The 822-nt window shown below is 42.2% G+C and carries 1 protein-coding gene; it reads left to right on the top strand.

What is annotated here, in order from left to right; all coding sequences use genetic code 11:
• Positions 1-561 precede the first annotated feature (561 nt).
• Positions 562-822: hypothetical protein (locus J4N24_RS25410; RefSeq protein WP_207536549.1), on the top strand; the 261-nt coding region annotated here is incomplete at its 3' end.

Raw genomic sequence — 822 nt, 5'->3', positions numbered from 1 at the left:
CGATTTCTTGTAAGACTCTAAATAAAGCCTACCGAACTTCTTACCCTTGATTTCTTTTGACATCGTAACTTAAATTTAGTGATTAATACTTGTTCGTAACGATGTTAAGTTTATACAGGACGAGTCACGCGAAGTGATTGAATTTTCATGAGTTCACCGCCAATTGCCGCCATTTCGCCGCCAATTACCTCCATCGATTTTCTTGAACGTCTGGTTGTTTTACATTTGCCCAGAAGAACCTTCAAAAACTTTTATCCGCCGTTGTGAGCTTCTGTTCATGGAGGTTTTTCCGGAAAATTAGCAGCAAGTGCCCTACCTGCTTTTATATTGCTTCGGATCTCTAGCCATCAGCTTCCGATCGGTTGCGGATATCGTGCGCTGAAACCGCACATTATCGGCAACTGATGAGCAACTGAACGGAAGCAGACCGCACCAGATCCGAAGGGGGTAGGAAGAAGGTTCTCAGCCAAAACTCGCTAAAGTCTAAACAGGAATTTTGACTCGTCCTGTATAAACTTAACATCGTTACGAACAAGTATTAATCACTAAATTTAAGTTACGATGTCAAAAGAAATCAAGGGTAAGAAGTTCGGTAGGCTTTATTTAGAGTCTTACAAGAAAACGATTATCGCAGAAGTTGAGCGTGAAGGTGGATCAATTAATCTGATTTGTGATCGCCATAACTTAGCTAAGTCCACTGTTTTGGCTTGGGCGGTCAAATACGGAAGTTCGGAGTATTTGGCAAACAGGCAGAAAAGGCGTAGCCCATCTGAGAGGAATAAGATCATTCGGGAAATTCTCTCGGGCCGATCTACCATTAGT

This window comes from Desertivirga arenae, assembly GCF_017355785.1.
Taxonomy (GTDB): domain Bacteria; phylum Bacteroidota; class Bacteroidia; order Sphingobacteriales; family Sphingobacteriaceae; genus Desertivirga; species Desertivirga arenae.
This window is presented reverse-complemented; position numbering and strand designations above follow the sequence as displayed.